The organism is Thalassolituus sp. UBA675 (assembly GCF_002297765.1).
Taxonomy (GTDB): Bacteria; Pseudomonadota; Gammaproteobacteria; order Pseudomonadales; family Oceanobacteraceae; genus Thalassolituus.
Genome location: NZ_DBNJ01000026.1, coordinates 149257 through 163104 on the forward strand (window position 1 = coordinate 149257; position 13848 = coordinate 163104).

14 protein-coding genes are annotated in these 13848 nt (G+C 53.4%); 11 read left to right on the forward strand and 3 right to left on the reverse strand.

Annotated features, from left to right (window positions below; genetic code table 11):
- Positions 1-34: 34 nt before the first annotated feature.
- Together B3007_RS11395 and hda are read left to right on the forward strand one after the other, a co-directional pair.
- Entirely contained in the window at positions 35-1042 is a 1008-nt protein-coding gene (locus B3007_RS11395; protein ID WP_301377468.1) for a DUF2066 domain-containing protein, read from the forward strand.
- On the forward strand, positions 1026-1748 hold the full coding sequence (gene hda / locus B3007_RS11400) for a DnaA regulatory inactivator Hda (protein WP_076516070.1): 723 nt from the start codon (positions 1026-1028) through the stop codon (positions 1746-1748). Before B3007_RS11395 ends, hda begins: the two co-directional genes overlap by 17 nt.
- A gap of 83 nt (positions 1749-1831) precedes the next feature.
- On the opposite strand, the gene B3007_RS11405 is transcribed toward hda, so the two are convergent.
- Positions 1832-3952, reverse strand: a complete 2121-nt coding sequence (locus tag B3007_RS11405) for a carboxy terminal-processing peptidase (RefSeq protein WP_301377466.1) — start codon at positions 3950-3952, stop codon at positions 1832-1834.
- A 213-nt stretch (positions 3953-4165) separates the two neighbouring features.
- On the opposite strand from B3007_RS11405, the gene B3007_RS11410 reads away from it, so the two are divergent.
- On the forward strand, positions 4166-4612 hold the full coding sequence (locus tag B3007_RS11410; RefSeq protein ID WP_297532106.1) for an acyl-CoA thioesterase: 447 nt from the start codon (positions 4166-4168) through the stop codon (positions 4610-4612).
- A 2-nt stretch (positions 4613-4614) separates the two neighbouring features.
- Here B3007_RS11410 and B3007_RS11415 read toward each other — a convergent pair whose 3' ends face one another.
- Positions 4615-5511 (reverse strand): LysR family transcriptional regulator, encoded by an 897-nt coding sequence (locus B3007_RS11415; RefSeq protein WP_297532104.1) that lies wholly within the window; start codon positions 5509-5511, stop codon positions 4615-4617.
- Between the two features lie 144 nt (positions 5512-5655).
- On the reverse strand, positions 5656-6510 hold the full coding sequence (locus B3007_RS11420; RefSeq protein ID WP_297532102.1) for a DMT family transporter: 855 nt from the start codon (positions 6508-6510) through the stop codon (positions 5656-5658).
- A gap of 388 nt (positions 6511-6898) precedes the next feature.
- Between B3007_RS11420 and clpB the strand changes: the two genes are divergently transcribed.
- From clpB to tolR, 8 genes are all read left to right on the forward strand, one after another.
- Entirely contained in the window at positions 6899-9496 is a 2598-nt protein-coding gene (clpB, locus tag B3007_RS11425) for an ATP-dependent chaperone ClpB (RefSeq protein ID WP_301377463.1), read from the forward strand.
- Positions 9497-9634: 138 nt separating this feature from the next.
- The gene (locus B3007_RS11430; RefSeq protein ID WP_297532098.1) at positions 9635-10030 is read left to right on the forward strand and encodes a protease complex subunit PrcB family protein; all 396 of its coding nucleotides are present in this window, start codon (positions 9635-9637) and stop codon (positions 10028-10030) included.
- A gap of 9 nt (positions 10031-10039) precedes the next feature.
- Positions 10040-10558, forward strand: a complete 519-nt coding sequence (ruvC, locus tag B3007_RS11435) for a crossover junction endodeoxyribonuclease RuvC (RefSeq protein ID WP_068434567.1) — start codon at positions 10040-10042, stop codon at positions 10556-10558.
- A 70-nt stretch (positions 10559-10628) separates the two neighbouring features.
- Positions 10629-11240: a Holliday junction branch migration protein RuvA gene (gene ruvA / locus B3007_RS11440; protein WP_068434570.1), complete on the forward strand. Its 612-nt coding sequence runs from the start codon at positions 10629-10631 to the stop codon at positions 11238-11240.
- Entirely contained in the window at positions 11237-12268 is a 1032-nt protein-coding gene (ruvB, locus tag B3007_RS11445; RefSeq protein ID WP_301377460.1) for a Holliday junction branch migration DNA helicase RuvB, read from the forward strand. Before ruvA ends, ruvB begins: the two co-directional genes overlap by 4 nt.
- The gene (ybgC, locus tag B3007_RS11450) at positions 12258-12680 is read left to right on the forward strand and encodes a tol-pal system-associated acyl-CoA thioesterase (RefSeq protein WP_301377458.1); all 423 of its coding nucleotides are present in this window, start codon (positions 12258-12260) and stop codon (positions 12678-12680) included. Before ruvB ends, ybgC begins: the two co-directional genes overlap by 11 nt.
- 10 nt (positions 12681-12690) lie before the next feature.
- On the forward strand, positions 12691-13398 hold the full coding sequence (gene tolQ, locus B3007_RS11455) for a protein TolQ (RefSeq protein ID WP_068434579.1): 708 nt from the start codon (positions 12691-12693) through the stop codon (positions 13396-13398).
- A complete protein-coding gene (gene tolR / locus B3007_RS11460) occupies positions 13398-13847 on the forward strand; it encodes a protein TolR (protein ID WP_068434582.1) in 450 nt (149 codons plus the stop codon). Before tolQ ends, tolR begins: the two co-directional genes overlap by 1 nt.
- Position 13848 lies beyond the last annotated feature (1 nt).

Genomic DNA, 13848 nt, shown 5'->3' on the forward strand with positions numbered 1-13848 from the left:
AATAGCCGCGGACACGAAAGACTGAGGAATAGTAGTGCGTCTTCTGACATTCCTAACAATATTTTGCATAAGCGTTTCAGCTTCCGCCGCGACAGTTAATAACCTCTATGATGTTGCGGTTCCTGTTGCAGATCAGACAGAAGAAAGCCGCAGTGATGCGATCGGCGGTGCTTTTCAGCGCATGTTAGTGCGCCTTTCGGGGACTGAACAGGTGCTCGAGAACCCGGTTTTAATGGGCGAACAGGGCAATGCACAGAGTTATATGAGTAGCCTGCGTTATGAGCGTGGCAGTGAAGAGCAGCTGTTGCTCAGCGTCACATTCATGGCCGGGCCGATGCAGAAGTTACTCGAGCGGGCGGCAGCGCCTGTGTGGGGTAGCTCACGCCCACGCACCCAGATATGGCTGGCGGTGAACTCAGATGATGGGCGTACGGTCGTTGGGCCAGAAGAAAGTCAGTGGAAGTCAGCATTCGATGATGCCATGCGTAGCCGCGGCTTGCCCTGGATGTTCCCGGCCTGGGATCTCGAAGATCAGATGGCTCTGCCTGTTGCCAGCCTCTGGGGGCTTTTTGAAGAAGACATCAATTCCGCAGCCGCGCGTTACTCCAGTGATGGCTATGTCGCAGGGCGTATCATGGCCCTCGGTAGTTCGTTCAGTTTCACTGGCTATATCAATCATGCAGATATTCGTCATTCCCTGTCAGTACAGGCCGACACTCCTGAATTGCTGGCATCAGGCGTTGCAGGTGAGATCGCTGAAAAGCTGTCAGAGCGCTACGCGGTCATTCCTCTCACCGGAATAGATAACAGTGAATTGATTCGCGTCACTGGTGTGACGACCTTTGCTGATTACCGGGCGTTGCTCGAGTACCTGAGCGCGAATGTCGCCGTCAGGGATGTTGTGGTCGTGGCGTCTGACCGGGATGAGGTCACTCTTGCGCTTGACCTGACCTCTAGCTGGTCACAGGTGCTTGATAGTATGGCACTTGATAAGAAGATTACGGCAAACGAGGAGGGCGTCGCCTATGTCTGGCAGCGCTGAAGTCCGTAACAACGAGCCATCTCAGCTGACGTTACAGGTCGCACTCAGAGATGACGCCCGGTTCGCGAATTTTTACCCCGGAGTGAACCAACAGGTCCGGGATGCACTGCAGGGGCAGTGGACGACCGCCGGTGAGCCGTTTATTTATCTGTGGGGCGCTACCGGCTCTGGAGTCAGTCACCTTCTACAGGCAGCGTGCCATTACGCAGAAGGGATCGGACATCAAAGCATGTACCTTCCTCTTACAGAGCTTAAAGACATAGGTCCGGGAATGCTCGAAGGTGTCGACCAGCTGCCTCTGGTCGCCATTGACGACCTGCAGGAAGTCATGGGGGATGCGGAGTGGGAAGAAGCGCTTTTTCACCTCTACAACCGCATACGCGACCGCCAGAGCCACCTGCTGATTGGCGCGAGTGCTCCACCGTCGCAAGCAGGCGGTAAACTACCGGATCTCGTATCCCGACTTAGCTGGGGGATCACCTATCAGGTTGAGACCCTATCGGACGAAGAGAAGGTACAGGCTCTGATTCTACGGGCTCGTCAGCGTGGTTTTGATCTTCTTGATGATGTTGCAGTGTTTATTATGAACCGCGGTCCGCGAGATATGGCAGGGCTGTGTCAGATACTTGATCAACTGGATCAGGCATCGTTGAAAGAGAAGCGAAAACTGACGATTCCTTTTGTGAAGTCTGAGCTCGGCTGGTAATTGCTGATAGCAGGTTGAGGTTATTACGAGAGATACAAAAACGGCGACCTGAGGTCGCCGTTTTTATTGATTGCCTGAGTGACTTAACGCAGAGCAGTCATCCCAGGGGATGACATGCGCATGTAATCGAGCAGGATATTGCCAGTCTCAATCAGCATAGCGTCAGGCTCTTCATCGTCCTTGTCGTCCGACTTAGCTTTTTCTTCACCTTCTTCAGACTTTTCGTCTTCTTCTGGATCATCGAGTGAAGCCAGCTCGGGCATGCCCTTCGCTTTGCGGCGTTTGTTCTCAAGTGCCAGGCGTCGGCGGTCGTTCTCTTCCCGCTCTGCTTTGCGTTCTTCTTCGTTAAGAGAAACCTGGGTTTTATCCCGCATTTCAGAGACTAAGGCTTTTTGCTCGCGGACGAAGATAAAGTCCGGGTTGTCGCTAATACGTTCCTCATGCAGTTCTTTCAGGCGTGAGAGTTTGCTGCGCACTGGGTTGCTCTTGGTCTCGCGTGCGGGCTTGATGGTATCCCAAGGGAGTGCCTTCTCAAGCGCACTCTCACCGATTTTGTCTTTATCAAAGAGCGAAGGGAACATAATGTCCGGTATCACGCCCTGGTTCTGGGTGCTGTCGCCTGACACACGGTAAAATTTCGCCTGGGTGATCTTCAGCTGGCCCTCGGTGAGTGGGCGCAGTGATTGAACCGTCCCCTTACCAAAGGTCTGCCCACCGATGACCAGGCCTCTGCCGTAATCCTGAATAGCACCGGCAAAAATCTCAGAGGCAGATGCGCTTAAACGATTGACCAGTACCGTCATTGGGCCGGCATAAAGAACTTCGGGGTCGCGGTCACGCAGAACATCGACATCACCGCGTGCTCCGCGTACCTGAACCACTGGGCCGGTCGGAATAAACAGACCTGTCAGGTTAATTGCTTCTTCCAGTGAACCACCACCATTACTGCGAAGGTCGATGATCAGACCATCGATTTTTTCGTCCAGAAGCTCATTGACCAGACGGCGTACGTCGCGGGTCGTGCTGCGGTAATCAGGCAGGTTATTCATCCGGCCTTCGAAGTCGATGTAGAAGGTCGGAATATCGATAACACCGATGCGGCGGGTTTCTTTTCCGTCCTGGATCTCGATCACTTCTTTCTGCGCAGACTGTTCTTCCAGTTTTACCTCGTCACGGACGATCGAAATCGTTTTCGGCTCTGCAGTGGCGACGGCACCGCTGAGGATCTCAAGGCGGACTGTCGAGCTTTTTGGCCCGCGGATCAGGTCCACGACTTCATCAAGGCGCCAGCCGATCACATCGACCATGTCCTCATCGCCCTGAGCAACGCCGATGATCTTGTCTTCCGGTTCAAGGTTGCCTGCTTTGGAGGCTGGGCCACCCGGTACCAGGCGAACCACTTTGGTGTGCTCGTCTTCTGTCTGCAGAACTGCGCCTATGCCCTGCAGCGACAGACTCATATTGATGTTGAAGTTCTCAGAGTTACGTGGCGAGAAATACTGGGTGTGTGGATCAAAGGTACGGGTAACCGCGTTCATGAAGGTCTGATACGCGTCAACCGGACGGCTTTGATGCACTCGGTTGAGCTGATTCTGATAGCGCTTGGTGAGCAGCTCGAGGATATCTTCATCCTCTTTGCCTGCCAGGCGCAGGTTCAGCATTGAGTTCTTCAGGCGCTTACGCCAGAGCTGGTTGAGTTCTGCTTTGGTAGATGCCCACGGAGTCTCTTCACGATCCAACTCCAGAACTTCTTTACCGTTAAAATCATAATCTTTCGCTTTCTTCTCCAGCTCATTTAGCATGAAGGACAGGCGCTCACTGACGCGTTGCTGGAAGCGATTGTAGATGTAGAACGCAGGCTTCATATCTCCACGGCTGAGAGCTTCATCCAGGTGATTACGGAATTGCTCAAACTCTTCGATATCAGACGCCAGGAAATAGCTGTGGGTGCCATCGAGGTCATCCAGCAGGGTGTTCAGGACTTCCGACGAAAGATCGTTATTCAGGCGCTTACGCTCGTAATGCCCGCGCAGCAGGTTGCTCATGATCTGCTGTGTTGTGATCGCTTCTTCCCGCGTTGGCTCCAGTGGAGTAAACGGGGTGCCGGGTTTTATCTCAGGAATCGTCGCATTCGCACTGATGCCCGCGAGGGTGAGTACGACAGCGATGGCTGAGAGAAGAAGGCGTTTGCCGGTATGCATCATAGCTTTACCTGATCCTTTGTTTCCTGCGATTGTCTTTATGAGTCAGCGCCGCTACCATGTGCGCCGTTCGTCCAGTCAGGCCCGGACATGCGTTAATACTTAATAGTAGACCCTAACAGAGAGCCTGATACCAACGTAAATCCCCGTTGTTTTGTGAAGAAGCGTCGGGTTCACGCCGAATTTGTAACTCATATAAGACAACAGGAGCCATCAGTGGCACGCGTTAATCTTGAATTGCCCGACGTTTTTACCTTTTCTACACACCTTACGGTTCGGGTATCGGACATCAATTACGGTAATCACCTGGGAAATGACCGAATGATATCGCTGCTCCACGAAGCGCGCCTGCGGTATCTGCATAACTACGATTTCAGTGAGTTCAATATCGGCGGTGTTGGCCTGATGGTGACTGACATCGTTGTGAGCTTCGTTTCTGAATCATTTGTGGCGGATCGCCTGACTTTCAAGGTCGGGATCACTGATTTCAACAAATACGGCTGTGATTTCGTTTACCTTGTCGTCAATGAGAGTCAGAACAAAGTCGTGGCCAAGGCAAAGACGGGTATCGTTTTCTTTGACTTTGATGAGCGTCGCATCAGCCGGGTTCCCCCGGTATTTTATGAGCGCTGTGCTCCTGACGTCACTCCCGTCACTGAATAGTATTACCCGTTGTTAAAGTAGGCCGTGAGGAAGTCCAGGAAAGCGCGGCTTTTGTTCGCCAGATAGCGATTCTGGGGGAACACTACCTTGATAGTGCGCACCGGGATTTCCATGTCGCTGAACAGGCGGACTAATTCACCATTGCGGATATGACGCTCTGCCACGTAGGTCGGTAGGGCAGTAATCCCCATACCAGCCAGGCAAGCCTCGTAGATCAGGTCAATGTCGTTCACTGTGAGTTTGCGTTCGATATTGGCCAGGGTGAAGTTGTTTTCTTTCTCGAACTGGCGTAGCCAGTTGATCCGCGCGTACTCGGCGTTCGCCACCACCAGAATACGATGACTTATCACTTCTTCTAGCGTGGTCGGCGTGCCCCACCTTTCGAGGTAAGCCGGAGAGGCGCAGATAACGATGCGTTGCTCAGCCACTGGCTTAGCGATCAGGCGGGAATCTTCCAGTGAGCCGATGCGCAGCGCAAAATCATACCCTTCTTTCACGATATCCAGTGGTCGGTCCGATATGTGAAGGTCAAAGCTCACATCCGGGTACTTATCAGAAAAATCGCTGAATATACGAGCCAGCTCCTTGCGCCCGAAGTTCGACATCGCGGTAATGCGTAGCCGGCCTTTGGGCGTATCGTCGAAGTCCGTTACCAGCTTTTCGGCTTCGGTGATGGAATCGAGAATGTTCTCGCAATGCTGGTAGAACATCTGGCCGGCCTCCGTCGGGCTGACCGAGCGGGTAGTCCGGTTTAGCAGGCGGACGCCAAGGCGTTCTTCCAGAGCGCTGATCTGCTTACTGACGGCCGAAGGGGTTACGCCAAGAGATTCTGCCGCACTAGAAAAGTTTCGGGATCTGACCACCGAGACAAAGGTTTGTAACGGATCGACGCGCGACATGGGCTGTCCTTTCTGGTTGTCTGGCTGAACTCTTTCCCCAATGAAAAGCGGTCTGGCTTTTCCTTAAAGTAGGGAATGATTGAAATAATCCACTTATAGTTAAACAAAAGGAAATAATAAAAGCCAGATTCTGCCAACTGAAGATCAGGCTTTCTTGGATGGCTTATAGAGATTGATGAAGCCCGCGGCAATGATTAACGAGGCGCCCAGCCAGGTCGTCCACATCGGGATCTCATCCCAGATAAGCCAGCCCATCAACGCGCCATAGAGAACAGCGCTGTAGGCATAAACCCCCACCTTACCTGTGGGCGCCGTGCGGTAGGCTCGGGTCAGGGCCAATTGGCCGAGCGTGGCCACAAGGCCGAGAAGAAGTATCCAGCCCCATAGGTCCGCTGACACAGGTTGCCAGGTCACGGCTGCCCCGGGGGCACTGACTAGGGCCGCAATGACGCCAAAGTAGAACACGATCGTCTGACTGGATTCAGTTTCAGACATGCGTCGAATCGTGACTTTGGCCAGGGCAGCGAGAAAAGCACCGAGCAGGGCGACCAGTGCAATAAAAGTAAATGCGCTGTCGTCGGGTCTGAGAATACAGGCAACACCTGCAAAGCCGACAAATACAGCGGCTATGCTGTACTTACCTGCGCGCTCGCCAAGCCACAATAAGCCGATGAGTGGCATAAAGAAGGGGCTGGAGAGTTTCACCAGAAATGCCTCAGTCAGGGGCATGTGTCCGAGCGCCCAGAAATAACAGTACATGGCGCTGACGCCGACCAGCCCGCGCATCAGGTGCCAGTGCCAGACTGAGGTCTTCAGCAACGTGGTGCCTTGCCGCAGAATCAAAGGCATCAGAATGATCAGGCCAGCCGCGTTGCGGAAGAACACGATCTGTTCTGTCGACAGGCTTTCTGAGAGGTACTTAATCAACGCACCCATGATGGCCAGCAGAGCCTCTCCGCCGATCAGAAATAAAGCCGCTTGTCGCAAGTTTGAGGTCATAACATCCAGAACAGTAAGCCGTGCCCTTGAGCTAAGCCCGACTGACACTATATAGAGAGTGATAGACGCTACAGCGCGCCGTCAGAGGCGTCGGATTATACGCATGAATCGAGCTGTCTGATGAATTGAATGGTCTTCGGAGTAAGCTTGCGCTGTATCAATGAATTAAAAATGAATTTTACTAAAGTTATATTTGTAGTTGTTGAAATTTATTAATTTATCGCCATATAGACTGCAGACCAGACACTTAAACAGGCAGCGACATAGATAGCCAAATAGCCAAATAGCTGAATAGATAGTTGCCCAGAGATTTAAATCGAAATTGAAACTCGGTTAGCTCGCCAGCCCTCACCGGGAGCGCGCTAACCATGAGCAGGAGAACGAAACGATGCGTATGGACCGTTTAACAACAAGCCTTCAGAACGCCCTGGCTGAGAGTCAGAGTATCGCGCTTGGTCAGGATCATAATCAGATTGACACAGTGCACGTGCTCCTGGCGTTGTTCGAGCAGACCGACAGTTCGGTAAAAGACGTTTTGCGTCGTTGTGGAGCAAACGTCAGTAACCTCGAAGGGCGCTTACGTGCCATTCTCAGTGATCAGCCCAAAGTCAGCTCGCCGGATGGCAATGTGCAGCTGGCCCCCGAGCTGGGCCGCTTACTGAATCTCGCCGATAAAGAAGCCCAGAAGGGCGGCGATCAGTTTGTCTCCAGCGAGATTTTTCTACTGGTGGCACTGGATGAGCGTGGCCCTTCAGGTCAGGCCTTAAAAGAAGCGGGCGTTACCCGCGAAAACGCTGAGAAAGCAATCAAAGATATGCGTGGTGGAGAAAAAGTGACCGACGCTAACGCAGAAGACAGCCGACAGGCGCTGAGCAAGTATTGTGTCGACCTGACCGAGCGTGCAGAAGCTGGCAAGCTCGATCCTGTGATTGGCCGTGACGAAGAGATCCGTCGCACTATTCAGGTGTTGCAGCGTCGTACTAAAAACAATCCGGTGCTGATTGGCCCTCCAGGTGTGGGTAAAACCGCCGTGGTCGAGGGGCTGGCGCAGCGCATCATCAATGGTGAAGTGCCAGAAAACCTGAAGAATAAGCGTATTCTGTCGCTGGACATGGGCGCCTTGCTCGCCGGTGCAAAATACCGTGGCGAATTTGAAGAACGTCTCAAAGCCGTTCTGAAAGACGTCTCGAAAGAAGAAGGGCAGATCATTCTCTTCATCGACGAGCTACATACTATGGTCGGCGCTGGCAAAAGCGACGGTGCGATGGACGCGGGCAACATGCTCAAGCCGGCACTGGCACGCGGTGAGTTGCACTGTGTCGGTGCGACCACGCTTGACGAGTATCGCGAGTTTATTGAAAAAGATGCTGCGCTCGAGCGTCGTTTCCAGAAAGTGCTGGTGGATGAGCCCAGCGTTGAGGATTCGATTGCCATTCTGCGTGGCCTTAAAGAGCGCTATGAAGTTCACCACGGTGTCGAAATTACCGACAGTGCCATCGTCTCGGCGGCTAAACTGTCGCAGCGTTATATCGCTGACCGACGTCTGCCGGATAAGGCGATTGATCTGGTGGACGAAGCTGCGTCGGTCATCCGCATGGAGATCGACTCCAAGCCTCAGGAAATGGATCGTCTTGAACGTCGTCTGATTCAACTGAAAATCGAGCGTGAAGCCCTGCGCAAAGAAAAAGACGATGCCGCTCGTAAGCGACTCAGCGACCTGAACGAAGAAATCAACAAAGCCGGTCAGGCGTACGTTGAACTCGAAGAAGTCTGGAAGAAAGAGAAAGCTCTGCTCGAAGGTGCCAGTAAGGCAAAAGAAGAACTCGAGCAGGCCAAACTGGAGTTGGATGCCGCGCGTCGTTCAGGTGATCTGCAGAAAATGTCAGAGCTTCAGTATGGACGTATTCCAGAGCTGGAAAAACAGGTGGCCTCGGCTAATGAAGCCGAAACCACAGGTACGCAGGAGTTTACGCTACTGCGTAACAAAGTGACGGAAGATGAAATCGCCGAAGTGGTCTCTAAGTGGACCGGCGTGCCCGTGACCAAAATGCTGGAAGGCGAGCGCGAGAAGCTGTTGCGCATGGAAGACGTGCTGCACGATTCTGTGGTTGGTCAGGATCAGGCGATCTCGGCGGTCTCGAATGCGGTGCGGCGCTCTCGTGCGGGGCTTTCTGACCCGAATCGTCCGAACGGCTCATTCCTGTTTCTTGGGCCAACCGGGGTCGGTAAAACCGAGCTGTGTAAAGCGCTGGCCGGTTTTCTGTTCGACAGTCGTGACGCCATGATCCGTATTGATATGTCGGAATACATGGAGAAGCACTCGGTAGCCCGCTTAATCGGCGCGCCTCCGGGCTATGTTGGCTACGAAGAAGGCGGTTACCTGACCGAAGCCGTGCGTCGCAAACCCTACTCGGTCATCCTGCTGGACGAAGTCGAGAAGGCGCACCCGGACGTCTTCAATATCCTGCTTCAGGTACTGGACGATGGACAGCTGACTGACGGTCAGGGCAGACGTGTCGACTTCAAAAACACCGTACTGGTGATGACGTCGAACCTGGGCTCGGATCTGATTCAGACCATGGCCTCAGAGAGCAGCAGCGATTATGAAACGATGCGCGATGCGGTGATGGAAGTCGTGGGCAGCCACTTCCGTCCGGAATTCATCAACCGCATTGATGAAGCTGTGGTTTTCCATCCGCTGGAGAAAGATCAGATCCGCGGCATTGCGGACATTCAGCTGCACATGCTGCATGAGCGCTTACGCGAGCGCGATCTGTCTCTGGAGCTGACGGATGCTGCTACCAGTAAGTTGGTGGATGTGGGCTACGATCCGGTATTTGGTGCGCGTCCTCTGAAACGTGCGATCCAGCGCTGGATAGAGAACCCATTAGCACAGGATATTCTGTCGGGGCGCTTTATGCCGGGCAGCACCATTGTCGCGGATGTAGAGAATGATGAATTTATATTCTCCGCACGAGAAGGCTGATCGCTGAGGTCGTAAAAGCCTGACAAGTCCTGACGCTAACCAGCACCGCGGTGCTTTGTGTCCCCTGACAGGCCAGGGAGCGGCCTGTATACTTGCCGATATCTATTCTGGGTATCGGCTTTTTTATAGGGATTCATGATGTTGAGCGTACGTTTATTTTCCTCTTTGTTGGTGGCTGCGTCTGCAGCCGTACTGTCAGCCTGTGCCGGTACGACTTCGCAACTCGACCTGGCTGCAAGTACAGACCTGCATTGTGGATCAATTCCAAGTGTCACCGTGGTGGATGACGTACTCACCATTGGGGCTGGTGAAAAACCGACTCCGGGCTATGCCGTTCAATTGAATGAGCAAAGCCGGAAAGGCGACAGCATTCGTATTGCTTATCAGGTCTCCGGCCCAAAAGAGGGCGCAATACTGGCGCAGATGATCACAAGCCCATGCACCCGTGTGACCCTACCCGAAGACTGGCAGCGTCTGACCGTCGAGAATAAAGATTCTGGTCAGCAATGGGTGTTTGAGAACGCAGCGAACTGATCCTTACTAGTGATTATTCTCGGTATTGACCCTGGTTCGCGTATTACAGGCTTTGGTCTGATTAATTCGGTTGGCGGTCGTAAAATCGAATACATTGCCAGCGGCTGCATTCGCGCAGGCACCGGCGAGCTGCCTGAGCGGCTCGAAACCATATACAAGAGCGTCTCCGAGCTGATCCAGCAATATTGCCCTCAGGAATTTGCCATTGAGCAGGTATTCATGGGGAAAAATGCTGACTCAGCGCTCAAGCTCGGCCAGGCTCGCGGCGTTGCGATTCTGGCTGCTCAGCTGGCGTCCTTGCCTGTGCACGAATATGCTCCTCGCACTATTAAACAGGCGGTGGTCGGAACCGGTGGCGCAGGAAAAGAGCAGGTTCAGCACATGGTCCAGCGTCTGCTTAAGCTGCCGGGGCTACCACAGGCGGATGCCGCCGACGCACTTGCCATTGCGCTTTGTCATGCGCACACCAACGCCAGCCTGATCAGCCGTGCTGGCTTAAAAACCTATCGTCGTGGCCGCGCTTCCTGATTGAGCAGCACTGTATTTTGCTGGTAGTCTATGCCGGTTAATTTATACAGCACACAAGCGAAATTCATACATGATTGGTCGACTGCAAGGCTTCATCCTCGAAAAGCAGGCCCCGGAATTACTTATTGATGTTCAGGGCGTCGGATACGAGGTGCAGGCACCTTTGTCCACATTCGCGGTCCTTGGCTCCATTGGAGAGCCCATTACTCTCTATACCCACCTCGCCATTCGCGAAGATGCGCATCAGCTCTACGGTTTCAGTGATAAAGGGCAGCGTACTTTATTCCGTACGCTGATTAAGGTCAGTGGTGTTGGGCCCAAGCTGGCGCTGGCCATTCTGTCTGGTATGGATGTGAATGCCTTCGCTAACTGTGTTCACAATGAAGATGTTAAATCCCTGACGCGTTTACCCGGCGTGGGTAAAAAGACTGCCGAACGCCTGATTGTAGAAATGCGTGACCGTCTGAAAGAATGGCAGGCCCCAGCACCTCTCTGGGCTGCTGCCGATCAGGCGGAGAAAAATACTCAGGAGCAAGCGTTCGCTGAAGCGGAAGGTGCGTTGGTTGCCCTCGGCTACAAGCCGCAGGAAGCGTCAAAAATGTTGATGAAAGTGGCGGATCAGTGCAGCACCCCCGAAGAAATGATCCGTATTGCTCTGCGTAACACCATGGGTGGCAAATGATAGAAACAGATCGCTTTATTGCACCGACACCGCAGCTTGGTGAAGAAAAGCAGGATCGCGCTATCCGGCCTCGTATGCTGGATGACTACATTGGTCAGCCGCACGTGCGGGAGCAGATGGAGATATTTATCGGGGCGGCCAAAGGTCGTGGTGAAGCACTGGATCATACTCTGGTGTTTGGGCCGCCGGGGCTGGGTAAAACGACCCTCGCTAACATTATCGCCGAAGAGATGGGTGTTCAGATCAAGTCGACATCCGGTCCGGTACTTGAGCGAGCAGGCGATCTGGCGGCGATTCTGACCAGCCTCGAAGAGGGCGACGTGCTGTTTATCGATGAAATTCATCGCATGAGTCCGGCGGTCGAAGAAGTGCTCTATCCCGCTATGGAAGATTATCAGCTTGATATCATGGTGGGTGAGGGCCCGGCTGCACGATCAATGAAGATTGAATTGCCTCCGTTCACCCTAGTCGGGGCGACTACAAGAGCAGGTTTGCTGACCTCACCATTGAGAGATCGTTTCGGTATTGTGCAGCGCCTGGAGTTTTATAACATTCATGACCTGTCGAGCATCGTCAGCCGCTCCGGGCGTCTGATGGAGCTGGAGGTCGAAGAAGAAGGCGCGCAGGAAGTCGCCCGCCGGGCGCGTGGCACCCCCCGTATTGCGAACCGTTTGCTGCGTCGTGTGCGTGACTACGCTCAGGTCAAAGCGGACGGACGTGTGACCAAAGAAGTCGCAGACCTCGCCCTGAACATGCTGAACGTTGATGCGCAGGGTTTCGATCACATGGATCGCCGTCTGCTGCTGACGCTAATGGAAAAATACGACGGTGGTCCGGCAGGGGTAGAAAGCCTTGCAGCGTCTATTGGTGAAGAGCGGGATACCATCGAAGATGTGCTTGAGCCATACCTGATGCAGCAGGGCTACATCACCCGTACGCCTCGTGGGCGAACGGCGACAAAGCTCGCTTATCTCCATTTCGGGATTGATCTGCCAGCACGTTTCGGAACGGATAACGATGGCGTTTGAATGGCCGCTTAGAGTCTATATCGAAGATACGGACGCCGGTGGTATCGTGTTTTACGCCAACTACCTGCGCTATATGGAGCGTGCCCGAAGTGAATGGCTGCGCTCATTCGGTTTCGAGCAGCAAGCTCTGATGCAGGCGGGAGTCCGTTTTGTTGTTCGGGATCTCAACATCCGATATCGCAAAGCAGCCGTATTAGATGACCAGATAGTCGCGACAACAGACTTAGCTGAAATAACGAAAGCCGGGATGACGTTGAACCAGACGGTGATCCGGCGGTCTGAATCAGCGGAAAAAACGGAAGAGCGAACCGAAGAACTTTTAGTCGATGCGCAGGTGCGTGTCGCGTGTATTAACAACGAAGGGCGGCCTGCAGCAATACCTGCTGATATCGTTGCCCTGATGAAAACCTAACGGAGCCAAAGTGAACGAGTCGGTTTCAATTACGCATCTGATTTTAAATGCGAGTTTTGTAGTACAGCTGGTGATGCTGATGCTGGTGGCAGCGTCAGTATTAAGTTGGGTCATTATTATTCAACGCGGTCGCTTGATCTCTGCCACTGAGCAATCTATGCGTCAGTTTGAAGAGCGTTTCTGGTCAGGTATTGACCTCAATGACCTCTATCGTGAGTGCCAGCAGCAGCCAGAAAATTCTTCCGCTGAAAAAGTCTTTATGGCCGGCCTGAAAGAATTCGGAAAAATGCGTCAGCAGAGCCCGGGGGACCCTGAGGCCATGATGGCGGGTGTTCAGCGTGCTATGCGCATCGCGATTACCCGGGAAACCGAAGAGCTGGAAAATCACCTGCCAATGTTGGCAACCATTGGCTCGACCAGCCCGTACGTTGGTCTGTTCGGTACGGTATGGGGCATTATGCACTCCTTCCAGGGCTTAGCCAGTGTGAAGCAAGCAACGATTGCAACGGTAGCACCGGGTATTTCTGAAGCTCTGGTCGCTACGGCTATGGGTCTGCTGGCGGCGATTCCTGCGGTAATTTTCTATAACCGTTACGTCGTTAAAACCGAGAAGTTCCAGACGGCTCTCGTCACTTTTGCCGATGAATTCAGTGCACTGCTGTATCGCCAGGCACACAAGGTAAGTCAGAGTCAGCGTGCTGGAGCGGAGGCTCTCTGATGGAACCGCTTCAGCAGCAAATGACGAAACGCCGCCCGATGGCGGAGATCAACGTTGTTCCTTACATCGACGTGATGCTGGTTCTTCTCATTATTTTTATGGTGACTGCGCCCATGCTGGTGCAATCTGTGCCAGTAAACCTGCCTGATGTTGACTCTACGCCGACCGAAATTGATCCGGACGACACGACGCTAATGATCTCGGTCAGTTCAGATGGTCTTTATTACGTCGAGCGTGGGGAAGAAGAGCCAGAACCAATGTCTCTGACTGGTGTGACGGATTACGCAGGAAAGTTACTGAAAGCTCAGCCGGACACTCGCTACATGATTCGCGGTGATGAGTCTGTGCCTTACGGTAAGGTAGTGCTGCTGATGGGGAACCTTCAGGGGGCAGGAATTACCAACGTCGGCCTTGTCACCGAAGCGCCAGACCCGGAGGCTCGCCCCTGAT